Here is a 3,102-nt window from a genome sequence, read left to right as displayed (position 1 = left end):
GTGGAAGACACGGTGACGCAGGTGATCGAGCAGCAGATGAGCGGTCTCGACAACTTCCTGTACATGTCGTCGACGAGCGACGATTCGGGCAACGCGACGATCACGCTGACCTTTTCGCCGGGCACGAATCCGGACGTCGCCCAGGTGCAGGTGCAGAACAAGCTGTCGCTCGCGACGCCGAACCTGCCGCAGGTCGTGCAGCAGCTCGGCATGCAGGTCACGAAGTCGAGCAGCAACTGGCTGATGTGGTTCGCATTCAACTCCGAGGACGGCCGGATGTCGAAGGAGGACCTGACGAACTACGTGGCGTCGCACGTGCTCGATCCGCTGAGCCGCGTCAACGGCGTCGGCCAGACGCTGCTGCTCGGTTCGCAGTTCTCGATGCGGATCTGGCTCGACCCCGTCAAGCTGACCAACTACAGCCTCACGCCGACCGACGTGACGGCCGCGATCACGCAGCAGAACGTGCAGATCGCGGGCGGCCAGATCGGCGGCACGCCGGCGAAGCCGGGTACCGTGCTGCAGGCGACGATCACCGAATCGACGCTGTTGCGCACGCCCGAGCAGTTCGGCAACATCCTGCTGAAGGTCAACCAGGACGGCTCGCAGGTTCGCCTGAAGGACGTCGGCCGCGCGGCGCTGGGTTCGGAGAACTACACGTTCGACACGAAATACATGGGGCAGCCGACGGCCGGCCTCGGCATCCAGCTCGCGACCGGCGCGAACGCGCTCGCGACCGCGACCGCGCTGCGGGCCAAGATCGACGAGCTGTCGAAGTACTTCCCGCATGGTCTCGTCGTGCACTACCCGTACGACACGACGCCGTTCGTGCGCCTGTCGATCGAGGAGGTGGTCAAGACGCTGATCGAGGGCATCGTGCTCGTGTTCCTCGTGATGTATCTGTTCCTGCAGAACCTGCGGGCGACGATCATCCCGACGATCGCGGTGCCGGTCGTGCTGCTCGGCACATTCGCGATCATGGGCCTCGTTGGTTTCTCGATCAACACGCTGTCGATGTTCGGCCTCGTGCTCGCGATCGGCCTGCTGGTCGACGACGCGATCGTGGTAGTCGAGAACGTCGAGCGCGTGATGGCCGAGGAGGGTCTGTCGCCGAAGGAGGCGACCCGCAAGGCGATGAGCCAGATCACCGGCGCGCTCGTCGGCGTGGCGCTCGTGCTGTCGGCGGTGTTCGTGCCGGTGGCGTTCTCCGGCGGCTCGGTCGGCGCGATCTATCGCCAGTTCTCGCTGACGATCGTGTCGGCGATGGTGCTGTCGGTGCTGGTCGCGTTGATTCTGACGCCGGCACTGTGCGCGACGATCCTGAAGCCGGTCGAAAAGGGGCATCACGAAGAGAAGAAGGGTTTCTTCGGGTGGTTCAACCGGACCTTCGATCGCAGCCGCGATCGCTACACGGGCGGCGTGAATCATGTGATCCGGCGCTCGGGCCGCTGGCTCGTGATCTACCTCGCCGTGTTCATCGCGGTCGGCGTGATGTTCGTGCGCCTGCCGAAGTCGTTCCTGCCCGACGAGGACCAGGGCTACATGTTCATGATCGTGCAGACTCCGTCCGGCTCCACGCAGGAAACGACCGGCAAGACGCTCGACAACATCAACACGTACCTGACGACCGCCGAGAAGGACGTGGTCGACTCGGTATTCACGGTCAACGGCTTCAGCTTCGCGGGCCGCGGCCAGAACGCGGGCCTCGTGTTCGTGAAGCTGAAGCCGTACGAGCATCGCCAGCGTTCGGACCAGAAGGTGCAGGCGCTGATCGGCCGGACCTTCGCGCACTACTCGCAGTACAAGGACGCGATGGTGATTCCGTTCAACCCGCCGTCGATTCCCGAACTCGGCACCGCCGCCGGCTTCGACTTCGAGCTGACGGACAACGCCGGTCTCGGCCACGATGCGCTGATGGCCGCGCGCGGGCAGTTGCTCGGGATGGCCGCGAAGGATCCGGCGCTCGCGCTGGTGCGCCCGAACGGCCTGAACGATACGCCGCAGTACAAGGTCGACATCGATCGCGAGAAGGCGAACGCGCTCGGTGTGACGGCCGCGGCGATCGACCAGACGTTCTCGATTGCGTGGGCGTCGCAGTACGTGAACAACTTCCTCGACACCGACGGCCGGATCAAGAAGGTGTACGTGCAGGCCGACGCGCCGTTCCGGATGACGCCGGAAGACATGAACATCTGGTACGTGCGCAACAGCGCGGGCGGAATGGTGCCGTTCAGCGCGTTCTCGACCGGCCACTGGATCTACGGGTCGCCGAAGCTCGAGCGCTACAACGGCGTGTCGTCGATCGAGATCCAGGGGCAGGCCGCGGAAGGCAAGTCGACCGGCCAGGCGATGGCCGCGATGGAAGCGCTCGCGAACAAGCTGCCGGAAGGCATCGGCTATTCGTGGACGGGGCTGTCGTTCCAGGAAATCCAGTCCGGCTCGCAAGCGCCGATCCTGTATGCGATCTCGATCCTCGTCGTGTTCCTGTGTCTCGCGGCGCTGTATGAAAGCTGGTCGATCCCGTTCTCGGTGATCATGGTCGTGCCGCTCGGTGTGGTCGGTGCGCTGCTCGCGACGATGCTGCGCGGCCTCGAGAACGACGTGTTCTTCCAGGTCGGCCTGCTGACGACCGTGGGCCTGTCCGCGAAGAACGCGATCCTGATCGTCGAGTTCGCGCGCGAGCTTCAGGCAGGCGGGAACATGGGGCCGGTGCGTGCGGCGATCGAGGCGGCGCGCCTGCGGCTGCGACCGATCCTGATGACGTCGCTGGCGTTCATGCTGGGCGTGCTGCCGCTCGCGGTCAGCAACGGCGCGGGCTCGGCGAGCCAGCACGCGATCGGTACGGGCGTGATCGGCGGGATGATCACGGCGACGTTCCTCGCCATTTTCATGATCCCGATGTTCTTCGTGCGGGTTCGCGCGATCTTCGGCGGCGAGACGGAAAACGTCGACGACGCATGGCGTCTCGTCCAGGCCGACCTGCAGCGCGGTCGCGACGACGCACACGATTCGAAGGGGCAGTAACGATGCAAAAACACGCTTTGACTGCAATCGCAGTCGCGCTCCTTGCCACGGGGTGCACGATGGCGCCGCATTACAAGC

General features: G+C 65.0%; 1 protein-coding gene. It reads left to right on the top strand.

The genetic code is table 11. The features are described from left to right. Positions 1-3,024 (top strand): efflux RND transporter permease subunit (locus tag WT97_RS16720; protein WP_060353853.1); only part of this gene is annotated, 3,024 nt, incomplete at its 5' end. Positions 3,025-3,102 lie beyond the last annotated feature (78 nt).

The sequence above is a fragment of the Burkholderia sp. MSMB1459WGS genome (genome assembly GCF_001534535.1).
Classification (GTDB): domain Bacteria; phylum Pseudomonadota; class Gammaproteobacteria; order Burkholderiales; family Burkholderiaceae; genus Burkholderia.
This window is presented reverse-complemented; position numbering and strand designations above follow the sequence as displayed.